Raw genomic sequence first — 26,232 nt, 5'->3', positions numbered from 1 at the left:
TAAGCGGCCTTCTCTTATTTATGATTATATTTATTCATTGTGTTCATAAAATCATCCGTTTCTAACCAATCTTCAATAGCCAAAGTTGCTGTATTAATGGCATCCCCTAAAGCCTTCTCTTGATTTTTAGAAAATTTCGTTAACACCCAATCGACAACGGAAACTTTATCTGGATGATCAATACCAATTTTAATGCGTTTAAATTCTTGTGTACCCGTATGTGCAATAATACTTTTCAAACCATTATGTCCACCAGCAGAGCCTTTTTGACGTAAACGAATGCGCCCAACTTCTAAATCAAGATCATCATTCACAATAAGAATATCTGCGACTTCAATTTTATAAAAATCCATTAAAGGTCTAACTGCTCGACCAGATTCATTCATATAGGTAGATGGTTTAACCAGCAAGATTTTTTCACCCGCTAAATTAAATGATGCGACTTGCGCTTCATATTTACTTGATCCAAAATTAGCATTATGTTGTTTTGCAAATGTATCCACTGTGGCGAACCCAACATTATGTCTTGTACCATCATACTTTTCACCAATATTACCTAACCCAACTATCATTTTCATTTCATTTTCTCCTTTAGATAAACGCAAACATCTGGGCAAGTTTAGATAACTTACCCAGCAATTCAATCCTATTCTTTTCTATCAACTATTATACCATACTCAATTTCTGAAAATTTTGTGAAAGAACTCGTTCATCTAGTATGTTTTTTCATAAAAAAACATGTTATAATTACTCAGTAATAATTATAGCTCTGAAAGGATGAATTATTTTGACAAAAACACAAAATCATCAAAAAGTTATCTTAGTCGGCGATGGCGCCGTAGGTTCTAGTTACGCATTCGCAATGACACTCCAAGGTGTCGGCGAAGAATTCGGTATCATCGATGTTGCGAAAGATCGCACTGTCGGAGATGCTTTAGATTTAGAAGATGCTACACCATTCGCATTTCCTAAACGTATCTACTCAGCAGAATACTCTGACTGTGAAGATGCAGATCTTGTCGTTATCACTGCTGGTGCACCACAAAAACCAGGTGAAACACGTCTTGACCTTGTAAACAAAAACTTAAACATCTTGAAAAGTATCGTAACTCCAATCGTTGAATCTGGATTTAAAGGTATTTTCTTAGTTGCTGCTAACCCAGTTGATATTTTAACTTACGCAACAATGAAATTCTCTGGTTTCCCTAAAGATCGTGTTATTGGTTCAGGTACTTCACTTGATACTTCACGTTTACGTGTTGCTTTAAGCAAATTAACTGACATCAACGATCCTCGTTCAATCCATGCTTACATGATGGGTGAACATGGTGATACAGAATTTGCTGCTTACTCAGCTGCAACTATCGGTGGTCTTCCATTCTTAGATTGGGTAAAAGCAAACAATATTTCTGATGACCAACTTGCTAAAATTGAAGATGACGTCCGTAACAAAGCTTACGAAATCATCAACAAAAAAGGCGCAACATTCTACGGTATTGGTACAGCATTAGCTCGTCTTTCAAAAGCAATTTTGCGTGACGAAAATGCCGTATTACCTGTTAGTGCTTACATGGACGGACAATATGGTTTGAACGATATTTATATCGGTACACCAGCTGTTGTTAACGGCCAAGGTCTTGCACAAATCATCGAAGTACCTTTAAATGATGTTGAATCTAAACGTATGACTGATTCAGCTGCTACTTTAAAACAAGTATTAACTGATGGTCTTAAAAAATTAGGTGAATAATTTTTAATTATTTCCTACTAAAAAGGAACGGAAGATATTCTTCCGTTCCTTTTTTAATACAATTTTAATAATCAATTTACTGTTAAAGTGCTTTTTTTATGGTATTATAAACATGTAAATGAGAAAAATTTAATCTTTGGAGGCGCCTGTATGCTATTAAATACTTTAGTTAAACCGTTAAAAGAACTAACAACCGTTCGTGAAAGTGTCACACTCGAAGAAGCACTCACAATCTTAGAAGATTCTGGATTCCGTTGTGTCCCAATTTTGGATGAAACGGGCCAAATCTTCCGCGGTAATATCTATAAGATGCATATTTACCGTCATAAATCACAGGGTGGAGACATGTCACTTCCTGTCACTTATCTTTTAAAAAATGCGACTAAATTTATTTCATCTGATTCAGCATTTTTTAACGTTTTCTTTTCAATCAAAGATTTACCTTACATTGCTGTTCTAAATGAAAATAATTATTTTGAAGGCATTTTAACACATACACGCCTTCTTGATATGTTATCTCAATCATGGAATTTTGACGTTGGTAGTTACGTCTTAACTGTCGTCTCTGCCGGAGAACGTGGTGATTTAGTTGAAATGGCTAAGATCATTACCAAATATTCTTCAATCGCAAGTTGTATGACTTTAGACGTTAAAGAAGGCGAATTATTACGTCGTACATTATTCACATTACCAGCTGGTGTCACACAAGAAAAAGTTGATAAGATTGTTGATAACTTAGGACGCAAAGAATTTATTGTTTCCGAAATTGAAGATTTACGTAGCTAAACAAAAAACAGACCCTTTCAGGTCTGTTTTTTTAGTGCATTCTTTTATCAAAATGAATAGCGCGATCTAACACGAGCATAATTGGTGCTGTAATTGTCATAATGATAAATTCAGATAACGCTGTCGTACCATATGTAGGCCAGAATGGTAACTTCGCTGTAACGTTCAACATAATTGCAATTAAAAACATGGTAAATGAGAAAACCACAATATTTAAAAGCATTTTTTGCCACATTGATTTAAATTTTGGACTAACAAAAATGACAATCAGAAGACCCATGATTGTTTGCCCACCGCCAAAAAGAACGTCTAATGGTGAACTGTAAAAGAGATTAAATAAAATAACCCCTAATGAGACACCCCAGATATATTTCTTATTAAACAAAACAAGATGATTCAATCCTTCTGATATGCGAAATTGAATGGCCCCACTGGCCATACTGAACATACCTGGAACAACTGCCAATACGATATAAAGTGCAGCAATTAAACCATTAATAATTACCTGGTTTACACGATTATTTTTTGTCATTATTTATTCATAGACTCCCTTAGTTTTTTTGCGTGGGATGGTTACGAACCACGTTTTTTATTTTCCTATGTTATTTAATGCCTATTTTACTTTATGTATCGCTGAAACAAGCCCAATACTCGTTCTAAGCGCGTTATTAACCTCAAGCATACTTTCTTTCGATAAATGTGCAATACGGTCTTTCAAACGTTGCTTATCAATCGTACGAATTTGTTCCATTAGTATAACTGAATCTTTTTCAATACCTACTTTACTAGCTAAAAGACCAACATGGGTTGGCATTTTAGGCTTTTGGATACGTGTCGTAATAGCGGCAACGATGACCGTTGGACTATAGCGATTACCAATATTATTTTGGATAATGAGAACTGGTCTCATACCGCCTTGTTCAGAACCAACAACGGGAGATAAATCCGCATAGAAAATATCTCCACGAATAATACTATCAACCATTTTACCCCAACTCTCTACATAATTTGAAGATGCAATAACACTTCATCTTCAGATCCTTTAAAATCGTGACATATCTCACTGTTCAATTGCCCCATCTCTGAGTAACCACTGATTAACTCATCCATTGCCTCTTGATGGCTCAAAACCAAATTCAATATGTCTTTGTCCTTCAATAATGCCTCATTGGTGATCGAATAATACGCACAATAATCGGCTATATGATTCATAACTACTTTCTCATTTTTATCCATTTATACTTCCCCCATAAATGATACGCTACCGCCATTTTACCATAGCGACATAAGCAAATAAACATTAATTTAGGTACATACGTGGGATTCGTTCTGAAAGTGCACAAGTAACTTCATAATGAATCGTATCAATATACGTCGCAATCTCCTGAGCCGTGATTACTTTATCACCATCTTGACCAATTAAAGTTACTTTTGTCCCATTCATCATGTCATAGGGTAACCGAATCATTATTTGATCCATACAAATTCGACCAATTATTTCACAGAATTGACCATCGACCAATAATTTAAATCCTTGCATTTGACGCATTAAACCATCTGCATAACCGATTGGCACTGTACCAACCCACTCATCTTCTGTCGCCTGATAAGTAATGCCGTAACCAACAGAATCGCCTGCCTGAATTTTTTTCACGAAACTCAACTCAGAGGTTAAACTCATAGCGGGTTTCAAATCATAAGGCAATGTTAATTCGCCACCAGATGGGTTCAATCCATACATTGAAATGCCCATTCTAATCATGTTACCGTTACAAGCCGCATGCCATAAACTCGTTGCTGAATTGGAAACATGCACATAACGTGGCCTATTAACAACAACTGCCATTAACGCATTAAATTTTGCCAATTGTTTTTTAAAGTAAGTTTCATCAACAGAATCTGCTGTAGCAAAATGAGTGAAAATCCCTTCAAAATCAAACATTTTTTTATGACTTTCTAGAAAATCAATTGCCTCTAACAACGGATCTGTATTTCTAAATCCAATTCGACCCATACCAGTATCCAATGCCAAATGAATAGCTAACGGAGCCAATTTTTCTTGGTTGAGCAACGCATTCGCTTCCTGCAACCAACTCAGTTCTGACACAGTTGCAGATATTTTATTTTTAGCTAATAGTGGTGCATATTTACTTTCCGTTAAGCCCAAAATGAGAATAGGTTCGACAAATCCGGCTTTTCTTAAAGCTAAAGCCTCATCAATTATTGCAACACAAAATCCCCTTGCACCAGCTTCTTTAGCGGCTTTAGCAACTTCAACTAAGCCATGTCCATATGCATTAGCTTTAACAACAGCAAATATAACCGTTGCATCAGTTAATGTTCTTTTTTCAGCAGCAATATTATTCTTGATAGCTGCTCTATCCACTAAAATTTGAGTTGGGCGATGCTTTCCTACAACCATATTGTTATCTCCTAGTCTTTATTTTCTAAAATAACTTCAGTCATCACTAAATTATCTGTATGAGAAATGGAAATGAATCCATTACCCTTGAACGGTTGACGTGTGATAACTGGTTTCCCCGATTTATCATTCAATATTTCAATATTCAAAAAGCCAACTTTGTCACCTATTCCAGTTCCAAAAGCCTTGCTATACGATTCTTTCGCTGAAAATCTTCCAGCAATGAATTCATCTTTATGGCTCCCTTTTAATGCAGCCAATTGGTTACGCTCGTTTGTTGTAAGAATTTTAGTTATAAATTGTTCATGCTGTTTAGCCATCTCTGCTACTCGACTAATATCAGATAAATCAACACCAATTCCATAAATCACATTATCACCTATTTCTTATTTTCATTCATACTTTCAAATCCACTAATAAGTAATTATCATCAGCTCTACTTCTAATCAGTTTATCAAATTTCCGCACTAAAATCACTTATATTCCATCTATCAATATTGTAAGGTCTCTTTCACTGTTAATTAAAGACAAAAAAAGAGGCCTAAATAATTAGGTCTCTTTTCAATCTTCAAATTAATCTTTTGTTCTGATTGTAAAGTTACGTTTTGGTGCGCTGCTTCCGTTTGAACGATTGTCATTCGAACGTCCACCATTGCTACGGTTATCGCTTGAGCGGTTACCTTTATAACCTCCGCCACCATTACCATTGCTACGACGGTCTGAGCTTCCGCCATTACTACGGCGATCGCTACTACTTCCGTTACGACGATCTGAACTTCCACCGTTACTACGGCTTCCGCCACCATTACGGTTTCCTTGGTAGCCACCACCACGACGATTACCGCCGCCATTGCCGCCGCGACGGTTGTTACCGCCACCACCGCCACCCTTACGTCTAGGTAATGGGCGTTCTGGTGTAATCTTAACAGGTACTTGTGATGAATCATTCTTAATAACATCACTAAGCAATGCTGCAACTAAATCAGCAACATCAAACTTAGCCATTAATTCAGTAGCTTGTTTTGCATATTTTTTAGTATCAGTTTTGTTAACTAAGGCTGTAACATCAGCAATTGCTGTTTCAATTTGACCAGCAAATGCTTCGTCATCTGTAGGTGGTGTTAAAGCTACCATACGTTTCTTAGTTAATTTTTCGATTTGACGTAAGTAATCCATTTCATTTGGTGAAACAAATGTTAATGAAGTACCCTTATGTCCGGCACGACCAGTACGGCCAATACGATGGACATAACTTTCAGGATCTTGAGGAATATCGTAGTTAAAGACATGGGTAACCCCAGAAATATCTAAACCACGAGCAGCAACATCAGTTGCCACTAAAATATCAAGTTTACCTGATTTAAATTCACGTAAAATACTCATACGACGTTGTTGTGATAAATCACCATGAATTCCTTTAGCGTTGTATCCACGCATTTCGAAACCTTTAGCTAATTCATCAACACGACGTTTTGTACGACCAAAAACAATTGTTTGTGTTGGGTTTTGAGCATCATACATACGTGTCATAACATCAAATTTTTCGAAATCTTTTGAGATAACGTAGTATTGATCAACTAAGTCAGTTGTTAATTCTTTTGCTTTAACAGCTACCAAAGTTGGATCTGTCATGAATTTTTCACCAATGTGACGAATAGCATTTGGCATTGTAGCAGAGAATAACAATGTTTGACGTTCGTCAGGAACTGTTGTTAAGATACTTTCGATATCTTCAACGAATCCCATATCTAACATTTCATCAGCTTCATCTAAAACTAATGTTTTAACATGACCTAATTTAACGGTACGACGACGAATATGATCTAATAAACGTCCAGGTGTTCCAACTAAAATTTGAGGTGCGCGGCTAAGACTCTTGATTTGACGACGAATATCAGATCCACCATAAACAACTTGAACTTTAGCATGTTTTTCTTTACCTAAACGGTAAAGTTCTTCTTGCGTTTGGATAGCAAGTTCACGTGTTGGTGAAATGATAAGTGCTTGAACTTCATCCTTTGTTGTATCAATTGTATCTAAGATTGGTAAACCAAATGCAGCAGTTTTACCAGTACCTGTTTGTGCTTGCCCAATAACATCTTTTCCTTCTAAAGCCATGGGAATAGTTTGAGATTGGATAGGTGTTGCTTCTTCAAAACCGCTACGTTGAACGGCCTTTAGTAGTTCATCGGATAGTCCTAATTCTGTAAATTTCAAGTATAAATTCCTCCTAATGTGTTTGCAAACTAACATGCTTCACAACACAGTTAAGAGTTCGTCGTCAATTACTGTCTTGTAAAGTTAAATTAATTTAATTCTGACCCTTCATGAGTCACTATTTAAACTATAATAACACCTTAAATAATATTAAGCAAATGCCTAATGAGTTTGTAAAGCCGATAAAACGGTTTCTAAATGAACACCATGGCTTCCTTTAATCAAAATAGCATCTTTTTCGGTGCGTACTTCTAGTAAATCTTGAATCATAGCCTCTTTTTGATCTAAATCATAATAATGAATATGTTGATCATCATATTTTGATTTTAACGACTTTGCTAATGAATCAATTTGATTTCCATAGAGGTAAACACTTTGAATTTTTTTATTATCAAAACTATCAGCTAAACTGATGTGCATATCACTAGATTGCTTCCCTAATTCAAGCATATCGCCCAAGACAACAATTCGGTTACCAACAACATCACTATTTGAAAATGCTTTGATAACCGCTTTTGCAGCCGTTGGGTTTGAATTATAAACATCACTTAAAATAGCTTCGCCCAAATGACCTTTCAACCATTCCGTCCGATTTTTGGTTAAATCAAAATCACTGAGTGCTTTCACAATATTCTCAGTTGATACGCGGTAACGACGACCAACTGAAATAGCAGCCATCGCATTATCCACGTTATATGTACCAATCATTGGAATTGTAAAATTAGCATCAGGTATTTCTCTCACCTTAAAACTCGTCATTGTCTGATTACCAACAACATTTGTAACACTTAAATCGGCACTCTCACCATGACCAAAACCAAATGATTGTTGCTCAATGTTGGCAATCCGTTCTCTTAATAACGGTTCATCCGCATTATAAATTAATAAACCGTCTTCTTTTAAGCCATTCACAATTTCCATTTTTGCATCCGCAATTTTATCACGAGTACCAAAAAATTCAATATGCGCTTCACCAATCATTGTTATTACAGCGACATCAGGCTGTGCGATACGACTTAAAAAGTCTAACTCACCAGGATGATCCATCCCCATTTCGACAACAACCACTTCAGTATTAGGTTCCATACTTAATAACGTCATTGGCACGCCTAAATGATTATTGAAATTAGCTTCCGTTTTACAAACATTGTATTGTTGACTCAAAATTTCTGTAATCATATCTTTAGTCGTTGTTTTACCATTACTACCAGTAACTGCAACCACTTTGGGATTGATTTTATTCAAGTAATATTTTGCCAACTCTTGATAAGCTTTAAGGGTATCATCTACCAAAATAGCCGGAATTTCTGTCGGCATTGTCTCTTGGTGGTCAACTGCCCATAAAGTTGCCGTTGCACCATTATCTATCGCATCTTGGATATAATCATGACCGTCATTTTCGGCCACAATCGGCACAAACAAACTTCCAGCAGTTAATTGGCGACTATCAAATAAGACACTTGAGATATTAACTGGTTCACTACTCATTTCATTTTTGGCACCAACTGCACCTGCAATTTCAGTTAATTGCATTTTCATTATCTAAACCCTCACATTCGTATGACCATTAAATCAATTGTTGGCCTGATTCTTTTTCAACGCCAACTGTAATAATTCTTCAATTAAATTACTATAACTAAGCCCAACAGCTTCCCATAATCTTGGATACATTGCATTTTTATAAAAACCTGGCATAGTTGTGATTTCATTTATATAAATATCTTTATTGGCACTAATAAAGAAATCGCATCGTGCAAGCCCGGAACCATCAATAACTGCGAAAGCCCTTTTAGCAAAATCAACCACCTTAGCGAGCAATTCCTCATCAAGTTCAACCGGAATTTCAGCATCGTGATCTTCTCTCATTGTCAATTTACGATCGTAGATATGATCAAATGACAAGACTTCACCTGGAACACTTGTTGCGATTTCTTCATTACCCAATAATCCAATTTCAATTTCACGCGCAACAATGCCACGTTCTACAATCACACGCGACCCAAACTCAAAGGCTTTATCAATTGCTTTTCGCAATTCTAAACTATCAGTTGCTTTTGTCACACCAATTCCTGAGCCTAAGCTCGCTGGTTTCACATACATCGGGTAAAGTAATTCACCCTCACACCGTACAATCACACTAGATGCATTGTTTTTCCAAGCTTGTGCATCAATCGCTTCGAATGGCACAACAGGAATACCAGCTTGTTTAAAGAGTAATTTACTCATAATTTTATCATTACCAATAGCTGATGCTAGCACACTATTGCCAACATAAGGAATATCCAATGTTTCAAGTAACCCTTGAACCGTCCCATCTTCACCATTTGGACCATGTAAGACGGGAAAAACGACACTGTCTTCAGGATTAAATCCATTTGGTAAAAAGGCCGTTCCTTTTGAATTTTCATGTTCATTGGTTGCTTGATTTTTTTCATCTGCTTCTTCAAGGCGCAAATTATCAGCAAACTTAACAGGTTCTGTCAGCGTCTGACCTTTCAGCCATTTTCCTGTTCTCGTAATATAAACGGGAACCACTGAATAGTATTGGTAATAGATAGCTTGTGTTATTTGAAAAGCGGTCGAAAGCGAAACCTCATGTTCCGCACTCTTACCACCATAAAGTAAATAAACGCGCATTAGTATTATCCTCCATTTTTTGCAACTCTCATTGTATCATGCTTTTTAAATTCAACAAAAAAGATAACATGAATTAATCCCCGTTATCTTTTTAAAACGCTATGCTATCTTCAAAAGCAGCTTGATTTAAAATGACAAAGTGCCAACTTTGATCGACAAAGTAATAATCCAAACTAGCAACTAATTTTGATCCTTCAGTCACTAATGTTGGTTCATGCCATTTCATTTGGTACACGTTATCAATCATCACATAAATAGGCACTGATATTTTCGTGTTATTCACAGTCATTACTGAAAAATCCAATGCGACACCTTCAATAAACAATGGCATTAATTCTTCAATAATATGTTTCGACACTTTTTTTAACGTCATTGGACGCCTTCTAAACAAGCCATTTTTTTCGCGATATGATCGATTAACATGTCTAATAACTGATTTAGAAAAAACATTATAAAATTGGTTCAAATAACGATAATAGATTTTCAATGCATCATTTGGCAATGTCAAAAAAACATAATCATTTTGTAATTTGTAATAAAATGGTGATTGAATATGTGAAAAAGCGTGTCCTAAATATAAGAACTCTGATATTTCTCTTGGTGTGATTAATTCTAAATCGTCTTGACTGTCAAAATCAATCCAATTTTGTTTCACCCCGACAGTCCCCTTATTCAAGTAACGTGCAATATCTTCTTCCCCAGTAACCGTGTTAAATCCCGTCGCGATGTCAATCTCATTTTCATAATCCACTGGATTTAATGACAAAATATTGGTTGGCAATTTGGGAATGCTTGTTATGAAATCTGCCCTGGAAATCCCATAAGATAAAATCAAATGAGAAACCGTTTCAATATGAATATAGACTAAATTGTCTCTCATTAACTATCATCCCCATTTTATAAAATAGTGACTCTACTTACATTGCTTCTAGTCGTGCAATTCTATCTGCCATTGGTGGATGCGTCTGAAATAATCCAGACGTTTTTTTCTTCAATGGATTTGAAATATAAAGTGCGGCACTACTTGGATCAGCACGCTTCATTGGTTCACTATCAGAGATTTTTTCCAAAGCATGGATGAGCCCTAATGGATTACGAGTCAATTCCACAGCTGAAGCGTCAGCTAAATATTCTCTATTTCGAGAAAGTGCAAGCTGAGCAATAGTTGCCGCAATTGGCCCTAAAATAACCAATAGTAAAGATAAAACCATCAAAATAATTTCTAATGATCCGCCACCTTCTCGATCATTACTACTGCGACGACGACCGCCACCCCACCAAAATGAGTTCATCCCAATATTAACTAGCAGTGAAATAGCTGCTGATAACGCTAAAGCAATTGTTGATAACCGAATATCATAGTTACGCACATGCGAAATTTCATGGGCCATAACGCCTTCTAATTCTTCTCGGTTTAACCGGTTAAGTAACCCAGTTGTTGCAGCGACAGCCGCATGTTCTGGGTTATTCCCAGTCGCAAATGCATTAGGACTAGCATCTTCAATAATAAAGACTTTTGGCATAGGAACTTCTCCAACAAGCGCCATATCTTCAACAACATGCCATAATTCTGGCGCATCATCGACTGATTTAATTTCAGTCGCATGGTTCATGCTCATGACCACACTGGTTGACTGTGAAATCATCAAGCCCATATAAACACCAGCAATGACCACAGCCATGATTAATCCAGAAAGCGCACTATTAAAAAAGGCGTAACCAACCGCACTACCAATCGCAATCATTAATAATACAAAGCCAATTAAAACGTAAATCGTTTTGCGCTTATTTTGCGCGATTTGATCATATAACATAGTTATCTCCTAATTCCTTAATCAAATGAAACGTTAGGTACAGCCTTTTCAGCTTCTGGCACTTCAAGATAAGTCACTTTTGTAAAGTGATGAATGCCTGCAACAATATTTGATGGGAATGATTGAATTTTAGCATTCAAACTTGCAGCAGTTGAGTTGAAAAGTTGACGTGAATAAGAAATTTTATTTTCTGTATTTGATAATTCTTCCATTAACTTAGTGAATTCTGTATTAGCTTTCAAATCTGGGTAACTTTCAGATAATGCAAAGATACTCTTCAATGATTGACTTAATTGATTAGAAACTTCCATGGTTGTTTCATGTGAATCAGTTGGCGTTTGTGTCAATTGATTCCGTAATTCAACAACTTTAGCGAAAGTTTCTTTTTCATGAGTAGCGTACCCTTTAACTGTTGAAACCAAATTAGGAATTAAATCATTACGACGTTTTAATTGCACATCGATTTGACTCCATGACTCCTCAGTGCGAACCTTTGCTTTAACCAAACCGTTGTATCCAGTAACGTACATAATAATTAAAACAACTACGATAATACCAATAATAATCATTGTCATAAATTTCAGTCTCCTCTTTAATATAAGCTATCTAATTTTTGTTCTTATCCTCATTCATCATACCAAAGTTAGTCCCTTTTAGAAAGCAACTAAGCTAACGTTTTCATCAATTCAATCAACTGATTTTATTTAATCTGAATATTATGGCATAATAGCCTTATTGAGAAGTTTGTAAAGGAGAGTGTTAAATGATGAACGTATTATTTGTATGTATGGGAAACATCTGTCGATCACCTATGGCTGAGGCTATGTTAAGAAATGAATTAGATAAATTGGGACTTTCTGATCAAGTGACGGTTGATTCTGCTGGGACAAGTTCTGCACAAGAGGGTAATGGTGCCCACGAAGGGACTATCGCAAAATTAGTTGAACATAATATTCCAACTGATGGCCTCATTTCACGTCCAGTTAGTTATTTAGATTTCATCAACAGTGATTTAATTATTGCCATGGATGATATCAATGTTGAACGCCTTGAAAAAGGCGCACCAGCATCTAAGAAAAAAAATATTGTTAACTTTCTTTCTATCGTCCCTGGTAAAGAAAATGACTCCGTACCTGATCCTTGGATTACAGGCGACTTTGACGAAACATATGATTTAATTAGTCTTGGTATGCCTTACTGGGTTGCTAAAATTAAAGCTCAAGTTCAATAAAAAAAGGACCAACAATTTAATTGTTGGTCCTTTTTTGCTAAACATTATTATGAATCATTTTAAAATACGCTTGAACTGTTTTTGGTGCAGATTTATATGTCCATTTTTGTAGATACTTTCCCTGAACCATTAAACGTCCAGCACCAGTATCATCACAAGTAATTAAGGTAACTAGCGTTTTGCCCGGAACATCATCAATCACTTGAACATCTGTTGCTTTAATATATTTCATTTTTGATGTGGTATATTCATAAATATTTTTTGCATCCGTTAAATAGATTTTTTGCCCAATCTCCATTCGAACTAACGGACTAAATAATAAGTCTTTGCGAATCATATGATGTCCAGCAAGGGCATAATTGCCCTCGCCCATTTTCTCATCTTCTTTTAAAGTCCCAGCTGAAAGTGCTAGTGTATTGGTACTAACACCTTTAGCGATAGGTAAATTCAATGAGACGCTTGGAATACTAATTTCACCAAGCAAGACTAAACTTTTTTCATTCGCTTTAGCTTTCAAAACATCCGCAGTATTTAAACTTTTAACTTCACTAAAATCAAAAGATGCTTTTTTATTCTTATTTTTATCAACCAGTGCAGTATCAATATTAGGCTTGGTTTTACCAACCAAGAAATCTTTAATTTGTTCATTAAAAATTAACGAAAGACCTAACAATAATAACAATATTAATAATAGAGTCGTTAGCCGCTTCTTCCAACGACCTTTTTTAGCTTCTTTATTTTTTTTCATCATTACCCCACTTTTCCATTAACCATATTTTACCATATAACTTTTATTCTTGTTTAGTGTTATGATTGTAATTATCGAAACTATTTTTAGGAGGACTTTTTAATTTGTTGACTTCACTAAAATCGACATTTTTCCGTCCTAGACAACCTTGGGAACAAAATTTATTTGTATTATGGTTTGGTACATTCATGGCCGGCGTCGCATTTAGTTTAATCATGCCGTTCATGTCACTCTACATTGATACGTTAGGTGACTTCAGTAAAACCCAATTAAATTTTTATAGTGGTATTACCTACTCATCTACATTTTTAATTACCGCCATTGTTTCCCCACTATGGGGTCGTTTAGCTGATCGAAAAGGTCGTAAATTAATGATTCTAAGAGCTTCATTCGGAATGGCCATCGTCATTGGCTTAATGGGACTTGTCAGTAACGTTTATCAATTAATTGCGTTACGTTTATTACAAGGTGTTTTTTCTGGTTACATTAGTAACTCGCAAGCACTGATTGCAACAGAAACACCTAAGCGGCAAAGTGGTAAAGCACTTGGCATTTTAGTTACAGGTAGCGTGACCGGAACTTTATTCGGGCCACTTATCGGAGGCGCAATAGCTGGTATTTTCGGTTATCGAATCACGTTCTTCATTACAGCTATCATTTTATTCATTGTTTTCTTACTCAGTTATTTCTTTGTTCATGAACATTTCACGCCTATTGAAAAGGGTGACATGCAGACATCAAAAGAAATTTTCAAAGGTCTACATCATCCTAAATTAATTATTGGGATGTTCGTAACCACCTTAATCATTCAAGCGTCAAATTACTCAATCAGTCCTATTCTAAGTTTGTACGTTCGTGAGCTCCTTCACGACGTCGGAAACATCACGTTCATTAGTGGCTGTGTAGCTTCCATTCCAGGAATAGCGACATTGATTGCAGCCCCTCGCTTAGGTACTTTAGGCGATAAAATTGGTACAGAACGCATTTTAAAGATTGCATTAGTTGCTGCCATCTTTATTTTCATTCCAATGTCGTTAGTTACCAACGTTTGGCAGCTTGGTGGCTTACGTTTCCTTATTGGGATAACCGACGCCGCGATGCTACCCGCCGTTCAAACGATTTTAACGAAAAATACCCCTGCAGCATTTACAGGCCGTGTCTTCAGTTATAATCAGTCGTTCCAAGCCATGGGATCCGTTGTTGGTCCTATGATTGGGTCAACCGTTTCTGGTGTCTTTGATTACAAAGGTGTGTTCGTTTCAACTGCTATTTTGGTAGGTATCAACCTTATCTGGGTGATATATGTGACAAAAGGCATGTATATAAAGAAAGCAAAATAGGAACGCTCACAATCAAATGAGCGCTCCTATTTTTTTGCATAAAAAAAGGAACGAAACTTAATAGCTTCATCCCTTTTGAAATAGTTCTTATTTTGCAGCGTTTGCGTCTGTAAGACCATATTTCTTGTTGAAACGATCCACACGGCCATCGGCTTGTGTAAATTTTTGACGTCCAGTATAGAATGGATGTGAATCCGATGAAATTTCGACACGAATCAATGGGTATGATTTGCCATCTTCCATTTCAATTGTTTCTTCTGAATGTTTTGTTGAACCTGAGATAAATTTGTAACCTGAAGTAGTATCCATAAATACAACTTCATGGTAATCTGGATGGATTTCTTTTTTCATAAGTAAGTACTCTCCTTTGCCCTAATCCATCTGCTGGATTAGAGTTATTCTTTATATTACAACATGCACAAGCTTACCACGAATACGTTAATTTTACAATTAAATTTTATTTGCTTGCTTTTGTTAAACCCTTTAAAAATTCGACATTATTTTTAGTTTTCTTCATTTTTTGAATGACTCGTTCTGTGGCAGCAAGTGAATCACCAGACATTGTCTTTCTAATCTGCCATAGTTCCTCAATTGTTTTTTTAGGTAGAAGGAGTTCTTCCTTCCGTGTACTTGATTTTTTCAAATCAACGGCAGGGAAAATACGGCGTTCAGCAAGGTCTCTTGAAAGTTGCAATTCCATATTTCCAGTTCCTTTGAATTCTTCATAAATAACATCATCCATTCGACTACCCGTATCAACCAAAGCAGTCCCTAAAATTGTTAGACTTCCGCCTTCTTCAATGTTACGTGCTGCACCAAAGAATTTTTTAGGACGATAAAAGGCAGCTGGATCAATCCCACCTGACAATGTCCGTCCACTTGGCGGAATCGTTAAATTATAGGCCCTAGCCAATCGTGTAATTGAATCCATTAAAATAACAACATCTTGCTTATCTTCAACTAGTCGCATTGCACGTTCCAAAACCAATTCAGAAACACGCGCATGATTCTCAGGTTGTTGGTCAAATGTCGATGACACAACATCCCCTTTAATTGAACGTTCTAAGTCAGTCACTTCTTCAGGACGTTCATCAATCAATAACACAATTAATTTTACTTCAGGATGATTTTCAGTAATTCCTTGCGCAATTTCCTTAAGCAAAGTTGTTTTCCCTGCTTTAGGTGGTGCTACAATCATCCCTCGCTGTCCAAACCCAATGGGTGCAAATAAATCAGTCAACCGTGTTGATAAATTTTGGCTAGTTGTTTCTAATTTTAATTGTCGATCAGGATATAACGGCGTAAGCGCTGGAAAATGCGGACGTTCTTTGGCTTCTTCCGGATTCTTACCATTAACCGTATCCACATGCATCAGTCCATAATAACGTTCATTAGGCTTAGGTGGTCGGGCTTTCCCGCCAACTAAATCACCATTCCTCAAATTAAACCGATTGATTTGAGAAGCTGAAATATAAATATCTTCTTGTGATGGTCCATAGTTAATTGAACGCAAAAAGCCGAACCCATCCTGATTGGGAATGATGTCTAAGACACCTTCCATCAAAATAAAGCCTTGTTTCTTTGCTTGTGTTCTTAAAATTGCCAAAGACAATTCTTTTTTATTCATTTGGCTATAATATTTTATTTTATACTCTTGTGCATAACCATAAATTTCTTTAAGCGTTTTATCTTTTAATTCATCCATTGTTAAAAAATCGCTCATTTGATCACCTAATCTTCATCGATAATTTCAACATCAGCAGATAAGTTTGTCATTTTTTGGACAACACAATCATACCCACGCAAAATATTCTCAGCTTTCTCAATTATGGTTGTTCCATTAGTCATCAGCGCAACTTCTAATAATGCGGCACCAGCCCGAATTTCATCAGCGTAAACCGTTTGACCGGTTAGTTCAGTTGATTGGTTAATTCGAATAATGCCCTCTTTTGATTCAATTTTAACGCCCATTCGTTGCATTTCGGGAATGTGCTTAACGCGTTCAGGATAGAGCGTGTCAATGATGCGACTTTCTCCTGCTGCTTTAAGCATCACTGCAGTAATAGGTTGTTGTAAATCAGTTGCAAAACCAGGATAAGGTGAGGTTGTCACTTCAATTGGCACAATCTTATCGCCACCAGGAACAAAAATACTATCTTCATTGACTGTAAAAGTAACACCCATTTCACTGAGTTTAGCTAAAAATGAATCTAAATGTTCAGTGATGACATTTTTAACCAATACGCCTTCACCCATTGCAGCTGCCAATGATAAATAAGTGCCCGCTTCGATACGATCTGGAATAATCGTATGCGTATTAACGGCCTTCAAACTATCAACACCTTGAATTCTAATTTCACCGGTACCCGCACCACGAATATGTGCACCCATGTTATTTAAGAACGTCGCAATATCTATAATTTCAGGTTCTTTGGCAGCATTTTCAATAACGGTTGTTCCTTTTGCACGAACAGCGGCCAATAAAATATTGATTGTTGCCCCCACTGAAACAAGGTCCATAAAAATACGGGCACCCTTTAATCCTTCAGGGCCACTCGTGATAATGACGGCATCATCTTCTTCAATCACTTCAGCTCCAAGCGCTTTAAATCCCTTAATGTGTTGATCAATCGGACGTGGCCCAATATTATCACCACCAGGAAATCCGACAACTGCACGACCAAATCGACCTAATAAGGCACCCATAAAGTAATAAGAAGCTCTTAAACTTTTAATTGCACCACCAGGTAATGGTTCGTCTTTAATCATTGTTGGATCTACCATTAAGTTGCCTGCATTAAATTCAGATTTAACATTCATTTGATCTAATATTTTCATTAAGTTATGCACATCTAAAATATCGGGGACACTGTCAAAATGCACAGGTGTATCCGCAAGAATAGCTGCAGGAATCAATGCAACCGTGCTATTCTTTGCGCCACCGATTATTACTTCGCCGGACAGTTTTTTACCGCCTCGAATAATCATCTTTTTCATTTATTATTTCCTCACTTAAAATACTCTCACAAATTAATTATAACTATAATTAATAATAAAGAAAAAGCTTGCGAAATACAATACATATTCATCACTTTATCCAAATAATCAATCTTACATTACTATTTTAGTAAACGTGCCATGTCTTCTGGAAGTTCTGACTCAAAAGCTAATTTTTTACCAGTAAATGGATCTTCAAAACTTAACTTAGCTGCATGCAAGGCTTGTCTTTCAATGCCTTTGTCCATAGGGCCGTCATATAAAGCATCCCCCACCAAAGCATGGTGAATAAAATCAAAATGAACACGAATCTGGTGCGTCCGTCCCGTCACTAATTTTACATCAACTAATGTGTACTCTGGGAATCTCGTCACAACTTTATAGGTTGTTTCTGATGGTTTCCCTTCAGCCATAACAGAACGACGAATTTCGCCTTCCTTTTTACCGATTGGTTCTTTAATGTCGCCTTGATCACTTTTAACATTACCTGTAACAATTGCCAAGTATGATTTTTCTAACTGACCATTGCTCAACTGAGTCGCAATTAAGCTGTGAGCAAAACCATGTTTAGCTAATAAAACTAATCCGCTTGTAAAGCGGTCTAAACGCGTAATGACATGTGGCACCAAGCTACTTGAGCCCGTTGCAATCAAATGGCCCTTAACTCGGTTAACTAATGTTGTGTCTTCATTTGATGGACCTGGCACAGTTACCATCCCAGCCGGTTTATCAATAACTAACCAGTTTTCATCTTCAAAAACAATCGTTAGTGGCTCATTACTTGTATGAATAACATCATTGTTGGGTTCTTCTGGTAACGTCAACACAACTTCATCACCATCAATCAGTTGATAATCCCAATATTCATTCTTTTGATTAACGCGCACTTGGCCTTCGCCTTGTTTAATTCTAGCGATTAATCGTTTACTAACGCCAACCTCAATTAAAAATTTTTTTAAACTAATTGTACCTTCACCATTATTTGTCAGCGTAAATTGCATGTTGTCATCCTTCATTTCTCGTCATAGCGTTTATTCTCTATCTTATCATACTTAGCAGCACATAAAAAAAGGTGATTATAATCGTTAAATTATAATCGCCTTTTTATTTTGTAATAAATAATTGTTTTACCACTTTTCGACACTGTGTAACAACGTTCCAAAAAGAAATCCCCCACGAATATCTCTTATTAATACTCTATGTTATATATTATACCGAAAATACCGTGGGTTGTACTATCAAAAAAAAACATACCATCATTTTTAATGATTGTGCTTTCTAGTCATGTCTAATAATTTTTTTTCAATCTCCAATGTATCACTGTCCCGACCTAATGCTGTAATCACATACTTATCAAGTGCATTATTTTTATAGCTTTTATCCATAAAATTAGTCACAACCATATCGTATTGATGCATAGAGTCATAAGTGCTTACATTAACGCGTAAATTAACGTTCAAATTCTGACTGGTATTTCTAACAAATAACTCTTTAATTCGTTCATTCGCATTTAAATCAATACCAACCGTTAACATTCTTTCTTTTTCGAGTAATTTGGCACTAAAGATTTCAACAATTTCTTCAATAAATTCCTGACGGTAACGTCGATAAAAATCAGACCACTTTTTATCTAATTCTACGTTATCAATCAATTCATCCATAGCTGTTTCAACACGGTGTCGAACCAAATCATTAGAATATTTTTTCCGGAAACTATTCATCATATAGGTTCCTACCGTATCCATGATGCCCCGAAAACAAAATGCTTCGGTACAGAGTGGGTATAATGATTCACTAACGTCTCCACCAATAATTTTAATATCTAATTTAGATTCAAGGCCTTGTTCTAAATATTCAACAACTTGTTGAAGTTCCGTATTATTCGCACGGTTAACTGCAATGAAATCACGAGATAGGTATGCACTTGAAGGAATTGGAATAAACGCCGTCGTCCAAGCGTAGAACGCCGCACTCTCAAAATAAATATCAATTTTATTGGTAAATTGTGCATAAATATCAGTCATTTTTTCTTCTACTTGATCAAATAATGGATTATTTATAATCATGTTTGCTAAAACTTCAGGCACTGTCAGATTATCTTGCGGCTTACTTGTCATTCGATGGACGCTGACTTTCACCCAGATTTTTGCTCTCATCAAATTACCATCATTCGCATTAAAATCAAAATAGTCTTCAAACATTTTGATAAAATCAAGAATAACGCCTGCTTCTGCTGCGTCATCATATTTAAAATCAGTTGCTAAAAACAACGAATAATAAAAGAATCTAATTTGCATTTCAGCGCCAACTATCTCACCATGTGCGATTTGAATATCAAACTCAGACAATAAATTATTTAATTGTTTAATTCGTCTAAAGATAGAAGATTCACTAACATTTAAACTCAGACTTAAACGTTCAACACTATTACTTTCATTATGATAAAAAGCCATCAGGATTTGGTAATTAATTGATTTTTTAACGTACCGATAAACAGCCTCGTAAAAATTCATTTTACCTCTACCCACAAATTGAACACTATTCTTTTTTATAATCATAAATGCTTCGTCGCCTGAATTGAATTCATTATCTAATTGTTGCAACGCGAATCGTAGCGCTGTATCCGAGACATTTAATTGGTCACAAATTGCTTTTCTTGATAAACCACGTTCATTTAACGATAACAATTCAATAATTTCACATATTAAAAGCTCTTGTCGATCTAATATATCTTTTTTGTACATTTATGCCTCCGAGAATTTTCCAGCAATATTAACATGTCAGCTTTTAGTTAGAATAACATACCTCTTATTTTAACATAAAACCCCCAACATAGAATTTCCCCTTTTATCCCCAAGAATTAATCTTAATCCATTAGAATAGCTTAACAAACATAATTTTATTTGTCACTGAATTATTAAATTAAGATTAAAAAATTTATCTTAATTTAATAATTCATTCTTTAAATGCCTTTTTCAATTAATTGCCACATTTGCTCAAAACGTGCTTGATAATTAGGTGAATTCCACGTTTCCTTGAAGTTAGGTAACATAAAAACAGAGAATGCCGCAAGAATGGTTTCCGCTCTTTCCAAATGAGCATCATGATAATCCATCAGCTCATCAATCATTTCCAAGATATCAAAAAGAACCTCTCGAAGAACTAGCGGATTTGAATCTACATAGCGTGTGTTTATTTCAAACATATGCGGATTTTCATTAAATGCTGTCTTTTTAGCATTTGTAAAAGCCCATAACTTGTCATGTAAGACTTGTTTCTTATCCATTCCAGTTTCGATATCAAGCGTCATTTGACTTAAAATAGTTCGTTTAAACCAAGCTTTTGCCACAGCTACCAACAAGTCTTCCTTATTATTAAAATGTTTATATAAGGCACTATGAGAAACACTCAGTGCATCTGCAATTTGTGTCAATTTAATTTCTGATGTATCCATTTGTGCCACTAAAAGTTCAGTCATATTCACAATCATGTCATTGGTTAATTTAGCCATTTGAACTACCTCCATTATGTTTTTATTATATCCTAACATAGCCATAAGTTACATTAATTGATTTTTGTTACTTATTATTTTATACTCAGTTTATTAAAATAGACAAAGGAGACGAATAATTATGAAAGCCGCTCAAATCAACCAATATTCAAAAGAAATAAAAGCAGAAGTGACTAACATCCCAGTTCCAACTATTAACGAAAACGAAGTCTTAATTAAAGTTAAAACAGCTGCCGTTAACCCATTAGAACTACTCATTATGACAGGTAGCGTCAAATTAATTCAAGCTTATAAATTCCCCTTAACAATCGGTAATGAATTAACTGGAACTATCGAATCAGTGGGCGCAAATGTTACTAATTTTAAACCCGGGGATGCCGTTTATTCACGACTTCCACTTGAAAAAATTGGCGCAATCGCTGAATATGCTGCAGTAGCTTCTAACGCAATTGCACCATTACCCACAAATCTTGATTTTGATCACGGTGCAGCTGCGCCACTAACCGGTCTTACGGCTTACCAAGGATTGCATGAAGAATTAGACGCACAACCTGGTGAAACACTTTTCATCCCTGGTGGCTCTGGTTCATTTGGTCAAATGGCAATTCCAATTGCTAAAGCAGCCGGCTTAACCGTTATCGTCAGTGGTGGCTCACGTTCAAAAGAAGCAACATTAGCAATCGGTGCCGATCAATACTTAGATTATAAAACAGAAGATTACTGGAAAGTTCTATCAAATGTCGATTATGTTATCGATACACTTGGTCCAAATGAGTTCGAACACGAATTAGCAATCATTAAACCAGGTGGCCGTTTATTATCACTTGTATCCGGACCTAACAAGAGATTTGCCGTTGACCGCCACTTACCTTACTGGAAACAATTATTATTCACACTAGCTGGTGCTAAATTGGATCGATTAGCAAAGGCAAAAGACGTCGAATATCACTTCATCTTTGTCCGCTCAGATGCTGAACAATTAAGAGAATTGACAAAAATTATTGAAACAAATAACATCGTCCCACAAGTTAACCCAACAGTTTTCTCAATTGATGCTATCAATGAAGCGTTACAACTCGTTTCATCAGGTCATCCTACCGGCAAAGTATTAATTAAATTTTAACTTAAAATTATAGAATGGAGATTGATTCATTATGACTAATTATTCATATATTGATGCGCCAAACCTATCCGTAACGGCACAAGATGGCACGACATTTGCTTATCGAGAAATGGGCGAAAAAACAGGTATTCCCGTTGTCCTATTAACTCATTTATCAGCAAACTTAGATAACTGGGATCCTCGTTTAATGGATTCATTAGCTAAGAAACACTGGCTAGTTGCCTTTGACAATAAAGGTGTGGGTCTATCTAGTGGGAAAGTCCCTGATACCATTCAAGAAATGGCAACGGATGCTCTCACATTTATCCATGCGATGGGCTTCTCAAAAGTTGATATCTTATCACTTTCAATGGGTGGCATGGTTGCTCAAGAATTAGTTGCACAAGAACCTGGATTAGTTAGAAAATTAGCCTTAACCGGCACAGGTCCTCGTGGTGGAAAAGGTATCGATCAAGTCAGCAAGCTAACAAATATCGATATATTGCACGGATTAGTAACCTTTAAAGATAGTAAAACTTATCTTTTCTTCACACGTACAAAAAACGGTAAAATGGCTGCTAAAACTTTCTTAAAACAACTTAAATTACGTAAAGTTGATCGCGATAAATCAATTAGTATTTCTGCCTACCTTCCACAGTTAAAAGCAATTAACCGTTGGGGCAAAGAGGCTCCAGCTGATTTATCTCAAATTACACAACCAACGTTAATCGCAAATGGTGATAATGATCGAATGGTTCCAACACCTAATTCATACGACTTAGCTGCGCGTATTCCTGGCAGCAAATTAGTTATTTATAAAGATGCTGGTCACGTTGGTATCTTCCAACATTATGCTGAATTCAGTGACACACTAACTGCATTCTTAGAAAAATAGTTGTCCCCTATCCTTATTGTAGAAACTAAAAAAAGAGTACCGGAATTGGCTTTTAATCGCCAATTTCGATACTCTTTTTTAGTTTTAAACTTGTTCCATAAATTTAACGAAGGCTTGTTGTCCGTGGTCATCTTGCTTATAGACCCCAGCATCTTCAAGTACTCGCATGAAGACTTTCCCAACTTCATTTTTCACAAGCGCGTTGACTGTCTCTTTAGAGATTGTCCCGTTATCTCGCTTAATCTTATCAGCCCAAGTTTGATGATAAGCTGCTATTGTATTCGGTTGATCAATCAAATAATTCTCAACCTCTGCCATTTCAGTTTTCAAACGGGGTGGTAAGATGGCTAATCCCATGACTTCAATGAGCCCAATGTTTTCTTTTTTGATATGTTGAACATCAGCATGTGGATGATAAATCCCATCTGGAAATTCAGCAGAAGTTTGATTATCACGTAACACTAAATCTAATTCATAGCGCCCATCATGCATTCGAGCAATTGGCGTTACCGTGTGATGTGGTGTGCCATCAGCGTCTTTCGCTAAAATTTGGGCATCAGCATCACTGTAATCTTGCCATGACGTCAAAATCTTGGCTGCTAAATCAACTAATCGTTCTGAGTCTTCACCGTTCAATCGAATAACGGACATTGGCCATTTCACAATTCCCGCTTGAATATCATCAAACCCGACAAAATGCATTTCTTGACTGATTGGTGCTTTAGCCATTGGAAAATCATGACGACCACCTTGATAATGTTCATGCGTTAAAATTGACCCACCAACAATCGGTAAATCAGCGTTACTCCCAGCAAAGTAGCCTGGAAATTGCTTTACAATTTGTAGTAAATCTTCGAATGTTTTTTTATTAATGACCATAGGTTCATGCTTTTCATCCAAGAAAATTGAATGTTCATTGAAATAAGCATATGGCGAATATTGGAAACCCCATGTTGCTTCGCCCAAATTAAATCGGATAATACGATGGTTGCGACGAGCTGGAAAATCTAAACGTCCAGCATAACCTTCGTTTTCCATACATAATTGGCATTTAGGATAACCCGTTTGTTTCATTGTTTTAGCTAGCGCAATTTGTTTTGGATCCTTCTCAGGTTTAGATAAATTAATGGTAATCTCTAAATCACCATAATTAGTTGGCACCTGATAAGCAATATTTTTCGCAATTGCGGCAACCTTAATATAGTCGTTAGCTTGACTCAATTCATAAAAATAAGCTAATGCGCGCTCTGGATTTTTGGCGTACAAATCCCAAAATCTTTTATTAACATGACTTGGAAGCGGCGTAACTAAATCCATTAATTTAGCACCCAAAATATCTTGTTCTGCGACTAAATCATTAATTTTTTCAGTCTTAACTGCTAAATCAAGTAAGGCATCTTTAGCAGCAATCACCGTATTGTCAACTGGTTCAGAAACTTTCATCTCTGACTCGCCAACCAAGTCTAAAACAACGTTCACTAAATAATTTTTATCATCTGTCGAATAAGTTGTTGGATCAAATTGAATGACTTTATCGACAAACTTGGCAATTAATTGATTAGAATCCATATTTTTCCCTCTATCTCTTTATGCTTAATCTAATTTTTTGGCGCCATCAGAAATTTCTGCTAAATAGAAACTTGGTGCATACCCAATTTTTTCTTCGTAAATTTTACCAACTTCTTTTTCAAATGCGTCAACTTGATCTTTAGCAACGATGGCAATCGCACATCCACCAAATCCAGCACCAGTCATTCGTGCACCAAGTACCCCAGGTTGTTTCCAAGCTGCATGAGCAAGTGTATCCAATTCAATCCCAGTTACTTCATAATCAAATTGTAATGACACATGTGATGCGTTGACTAACTTACCAAAACGAACTAAATCTTCATCTTTCAAAGCTTCTTGAGCCATGATTGTTCGTTGATTTTCTGAAACCGCATGACGTGCACGTTTTAAGAGATTTTCTTTTTGAATTAAGTAAGTTTGTAAATCGAAACTTGCATTATCTAAATCACCTAATGACTTAATATCGTTTTTCTCTTGTAATAATGCTAATGCTGCTTCACATTCACTACGACGTTCGTTATATTTAGAGTCTGCCAATTCACGACGTTTATTCGTATTCATAATAATAATAACATTATCTTTTAAATCAATTGGCACTAACTCATAATCAAGCGTATTCGTATCTAACAGGATCGCATGATTTGCTTTACTCATACCAACAGCAAATTGATCCATAATTCCTGAATTGACACCAATAAATTTATTTTCTACCATCATCCCTGTTTTAACAAGGTCTACACGGTCAATCTCTAAGTTAAATTGATCTTCTAAAATAACCCCCATCAACAATTCAATTGATGCAGATGATGATAAGCCAGCACCATTAGGAATATTACCTTCAAGGCAAATATCTAGACCCTTATCAATCACATAGCCTTGTTCTTGCAAATAAACAATCATCCCTTTTGGATAATTTGCCCAATTATGTTCTTTTTGGTATGATAAATCACTTAAATCAAATGAGACAACACCATCATCTTTAAAATTATTAGACATGATATTAATGGTTGTATCGTCACGTTTTGTTGCAACTGCATATGTTCCCAAAGTAATTGCTGTTGGAAAGACATGTCCACCATTGTAATCTGTATGTTCACCAATTAAATTAATCCGACCTGGTGAGAAGTAACTTGCATTTGCATCGACACCATAGACATCTTTAAATTCACTCTTTAAATTATTAATATTCATTATATTTTTCCTCCAATTTATT

Annotated in this window: 27 protein-coding genes and 1 riboswitch; of the genes, 6 read left to right on the top strand and 21 right to left on the bottom strand. The window is 36.0% G+C overall.

Features of this window, described 5'->3' with window-relative positions:
* Positions 1–14: 14 nt before the first annotated feature.
* Positions 15–578 carry an aminoacyl-tRNA hydrolase gene (pth, locus tag ACVQ8P_RS06405; protein WP_462298349.1) on the bottom strand — a complete coding sequence of 188 codons (564 nt, stop codon included), beginning with the start codon at positions 576–578 and terminating at the stop codon, positions 15–17.
* A gap of 209 nt (positions 579–787) precedes the next feature.
* Here pth and ACVQ8P_RS06400 point away from each other — a divergent pair, with 209 nt between their 5' ends.
* A complete protein-coding gene (locus ACVQ8P_RS06400) occupies positions 788–1,750 on the top strand; it encodes an L-lactate dehydrogenase (protein WP_462298347.1) in 963 nt (320 codons plus the stop codon).
* 150 nt (positions 1,751–1,900) lie between these two features.
* Complete coding sequence (gene cbpA / locus ACVQ8P_RS06395) at positions 1,901–2,536, top strand: cyclic di-AMP binding protein CbpA (protein WP_462298345.1); 636 nt, start codon at positions 1,901–1,903, stop codon at positions 2,534–2,536.
* A gap of 31 nt (positions 2,537–2,567) precedes the next feature.
* Here the strand turns inward: cbpA and ACVQ8P_RS06390 are convergent, their stop codons facing one another.
* The 11 genes from ACVQ8P_RS06390 to ACVQ8P_RS06340 form a co-directional block, all read right to left on the bottom strand.
* Entirely contained in the window at positions 2,568–3,068 is a 501-nt protein-coding gene (locus tag ACVQ8P_RS06390) for a QueT transporter family protein (RefSeq protein ID WP_462298344.1), read from the bottom strand.
* 13 nt (positions 3,069–3,081) lie between these two features.
* A riboswitch (PreQ1 riboswitch) is annotated at positions 3,082–3,126 on the bottom strand.
* A 23-nt stretch (positions 3,127–3,149) separates the two neighbouring features.
* Positions 3,150–3,521, bottom strand: a complete 372-nt coding sequence (locus ACVQ8P_RS06385; protein WP_462298343.1) for a type II toxin-antitoxin system PemK/MazF family toxin — start codon at positions 3,519–3,521, stop codon at positions 3,150–3,152.
* 14 nt (positions 3,522–3,535) lie between these two features.
* Entirely contained in the window at positions 3,536–3,772 is a 237-nt protein-coding gene (locus ACVQ8P_RS06380; RefSeq protein WP_462298341.1) for a hypothetical protein, read from the bottom strand.
* Positions 3,773–3,836: 64 nt separating this feature from the next.
* The gene (gene alr / locus ACVQ8P_RS06375) at positions 3,837–4,958 is read right to left on the bottom strand and encodes an alanine racemase (protein ID WP_462298340.1); all 1,122 of its coding nucleotides are present in this window, start codon (positions 4,956–4,958) and stop codon (positions 3,837–3,839) included.
* 11 nt (positions 4,959–4,969) lie between these two features.
* Positions 4,970–5,329, bottom strand: coding sequence for a holo-ACP synthase (acpS, locus tag ACVQ8P_RS06370; RefSeq protein WP_462298339.1), 360 nt, complete (start codon positions 5,327–5,329; stop codon positions 4,970–4,972).
* Positions 5,330–5,531: 202 nt separating this feature from the next.
* The gene (locus tag ACVQ8P_RS06365) at positions 5,532–7,175 is read right to left on the bottom strand and encodes a DEAD/DEAH box helicase (RefSeq protein WP_462298337.1); all 1,644 of its coding nucleotides are present in this window, start codon (positions 7,173–7,175) and stop codon (positions 5,532–5,534) included.
* 162 nt (positions 7,176–7,337) lie between these two features.
* The gene (locus tag ACVQ8P_RS06360) at positions 7,338–8,714 is read right to left on the bottom strand and encodes a UDP-N-acetylmuramoyl-tripeptide--D-alanyl-D-alanine ligase (RefSeq protein ID WP_462298335.1); all 1,377 of its coding nucleotides are present in this window, start codon (positions 8,712–8,714) and stop codon (positions 7,338–7,340) included.
* A 33-nt stretch (positions 8,715–8,747) separates the two neighbouring features.
* The gene (locus tag ACVQ8P_RS06355) at positions 8,748–9,812 is read right to left on the bottom strand and encodes a D-alanine--D-alanine ligase family protein (protein ID WP_462298332.1); all 1,065 of its coding nucleotides are present in this window, start codon (positions 9,810–9,812) and stop codon (positions 8,748–8,750) included.
* A gap of 91 nt (positions 9,813–9,903) precedes the next feature.
* On the bottom strand, positions 9,904–10,692 hold the full coding sequence (locus tag ACVQ8P_RS06350; protein WP_462298330.1) for a hypothetical protein: 789 nt from the start codon (positions 10,690–10,692) through the stop codon (positions 9,904–9,906).
* A 37-nt stretch (positions 10,693–10,729) separates the two neighbouring features.
* Positions 10,730–11,626 carry a zinc metalloprotease HtpX gene (htpX, locus tag ACVQ8P_RS06345; protein WP_462298328.1) on the bottom strand — a complete coding sequence of 299 codons (897 nt, stop codon included), beginning with the start codon at positions 11,624–11,626 and terminating at the stop codon, positions 10,730–10,732.
* 17 nt (positions 11,627–11,643) lie between these two features.
* Positions 11,644–12,201 (bottom strand): LemA family protein, encoded by a 558-nt coding sequence (locus ACVQ8P_RS06340; protein ID WP_462298326.1) that lies wholly within the window; start codon positions 12,199–12,201, stop codon positions 11,644–11,646.
* Between the two features lie 188 nt (positions 12,202–12,389).
* On the opposite strand from ACVQ8P_RS06340, the gene ACVQ8P_RS06335 reads away from it, so the two are divergent.
* Positions 12,390–12,857: a low molecular weight protein-tyrosine-phosphatase gene (locus ACVQ8P_RS06335; RefSeq protein WP_462298324.1), complete on the top strand. Its 468-nt coding sequence runs from the start codon at positions 12,390–12,392 to the stop codon at positions 12,855–12,857.
* A gap of 37 nt (positions 12,858–12,894) precedes the next feature.
* Here the strand turns inward: ACVQ8P_RS06335 and ACVQ8P_RS06330 are convergent, their stop codons facing one another.
* Positions 12,895–13,608 (bottom strand): class A sortase, encoded by a 714-nt coding sequence (locus ACVQ8P_RS06330; protein WP_462298322.1) that lies wholly within the window; start codon positions 13,606–13,608, stop codon positions 12,895–12,897.
* Between the two features lie 101 nt (positions 13,609–13,709).
* Here ACVQ8P_RS06330 and ACVQ8P_RS06325 point away from each other — a divergent pair, with 101 nt between their 5' ends.
* Positions 13,710–14,945, top strand: a complete 1,236-nt coding sequence (locus ACVQ8P_RS06325) for a multidrug efflux MFS transporter (RefSeq protein ID WP_462298321.1) — start codon at positions 13,710–13,712, stop codon at positions 14,943–14,945.
* Between the two features lie 87 nt (positions 14,946–15,032).
* Here ACVQ8P_RS06325 and ACVQ8P_RS06320 read toward each other — a convergent pair whose 3' ends face one another.
* From ACVQ8P_RS06320 to ACVQ8P_RS06295, 6 genes are all read right to left on the bottom strand, one after another.
* Complete coding sequence (locus ACVQ8P_RS06320; protein ID WP_409021601.1) at positions 15,033–15,296, bottom strand: type B 50S ribosomal protein L31; 264 nt, start codon at positions 15,294–15,296, stop codon at positions 15,033–15,035.
* Positions 15,297–15,402: 106 nt separating this feature from the next.
* A complete protein-coding gene (gene rho / locus ACVQ8P_RS06315; RefSeq protein WP_462298320.1) occupies positions 15,403–16,668 on the bottom strand; it encodes a transcription termination factor Rho in 1,266 nt (421 codons plus the stop codon).
* An 8-nt stretch (positions 16,669–16,676) separates the two neighbouring features.
* Entirely contained in the window at positions 16,677–17,942 is a 1,266-nt protein-coding gene (locus ACVQ8P_RS06310) for a UDP-N-acetylglucosamine 1-carboxyvinyltransferase (protein ID WP_462298318.1), read from the bottom strand.
* A 122-nt stretch (positions 17,943–18,064) separates the two neighbouring features.
* Positions 18,065–18,958, bottom strand: coding sequence for an RluA family pseudouridine synthase (locus ACVQ8P_RS06305; protein ID WP_462298316.1), 894 nt, complete (start codon positions 18,956–18,958; stop codon positions 18,065–18,067).
* 246 nt (positions 18,959–19,204) lie between these two features.
* The gene (locus tag ACVQ8P_RS06300) at positions 19,205–20,686 is read right to left on the bottom strand and encodes a helix-turn-helix domain-containing protein (protein ID WP_462298314.1); all 1,482 of its coding nucleotides are present in this window, start codon (positions 20,684–20,686) and stop codon (positions 19,205–19,207) included.
* A 218-nt stretch (positions 20,687–20,904) separates the two neighbouring features.
* On the bottom strand, positions 20,905–21,453 hold the full coding sequence (locus tag ACVQ8P_RS06295) for a TetR/AcrR family transcriptional regulator (RefSeq protein WP_462298312.1): 549 nt from the start codon (positions 21,451–21,453) through the stop codon (positions 20,905–20,907).
* Positions 21,454–21,574: 121 nt separating this feature from the next.
* Here ACVQ8P_RS06295 and ACVQ8P_RS06290 point away from each other — a divergent pair, with 121 nt between their 5' ends.
* Together ACVQ8P_RS06290 and ACVQ8P_RS06285 are read left to right on the top strand one after the other, a co-directional pair.
* Positions 21,575–22,576, top strand: a complete 1,002-nt coding sequence (locus ACVQ8P_RS06290) for an NADP-dependent oxidoreductase (RefSeq protein ID WP_462298311.1) — start codon at positions 21,575–21,577, stop codon at positions 22,574–22,576.
* A 31-nt stretch (positions 22,577–22,607) separates the two neighbouring features.
* Entirely contained in the window at positions 22,608–23,450 is an 843-nt protein-coding gene (locus ACVQ8P_RS06285; protein ID WP_462298309.1) for an alpha/beta fold hydrolase, read from the top strand.
* An 84-nt stretch (positions 23,451–23,534) separates the two neighbouring features.
* Here ACVQ8P_RS06285 and galT read toward each other — a convergent pair whose 3' ends face one another.
* Both galT and ACVQ8P_RS06275 read right to left on the bottom strand, forming a co-directional pair.
* Complete coding sequence (gene galT, locus ACVQ8P_RS06280; RefSeq protein ID WP_462298308.1) at positions 23,535–25,019, bottom strand: UDP-glucose--hexose-1-phosphate uridylyltransferase; 1,485 nt, start codon at positions 25,017–25,019, stop codon at positions 23,535–23,537.
* Between the two features lie 24 nt (positions 25,020–25,043).
* Complete coding sequence (locus ACVQ8P_RS06275; protein WP_462298306.1) at positions 25,044–26,210, bottom strand: galactokinase; 1,167 nt, start codon at positions 26,208–26,210, stop codon at positions 25,044–25,046.
* Positions 26,211–26,232 lie beyond the last annotated feature (22 nt).

It is taken from the genome of Dellaglioa sp. BT-FLS60 (genome assembly GCF_054941065.1).
The sequence above is the reverse complement of the archived record's forward strand: the minus strand, read 5'-3'. Positions and strand labels throughout refer to the sequence as shown.